General features: G+C 64.0%; 1 protein-coding gene. It reads right to left on the bottom strand.

What is annotated here, in order from left to right; translation table 11 throughout:
* On the bottom strand, positions 1-325 hold a 325-nt coding region (locus BZJ21_RS16485), incomplete at both ends, for a hypothetical protein (protein WP_158075556.1).

Below are 325 nucleotides of genomic sequence, written 5' to 3'. Positions count from 1 at the left end.
GGTGTCGAGCACGGCGCTGTCGCTGCCTTCTGCCGAGGTGTTGCCGAACTGGTCTTCCAGCACCGCTGTCACGGTGAGGGTTTCACCTTCCGCTGGCGCATCGAACGAGGTCGCGACGCTGCCGTTGCTGATGTCGGTGTCGGCCAACACGATGTCGTTGGTGGTGGTGCCATCGCTGACGCTGATGGTGTCACCGGCCACGGCACCCGCTGGCAAGTCGACGTTGACGTCGACCTGGCCATCGAGCTCGTCACTGCTGATCACGCCATCATTGTTGGCGTCTTCGGTGATGGTGACCGTCGGCGCGCTGTTGTCCTCACCCGCC

This window comes from Salinivibrio costicola subsp. alcaliphilus (genome assembly GCF_001996185.1).
GTDB lineage: Bacteria > Pseudomonadota > Gammaproteobacteria > Enterobacterales > Vibrionaceae > Salinivibrio > Salinivibrio costicola.
This window is presented reverse-complemented; position numbering and strand designations above follow the sequence as displayed.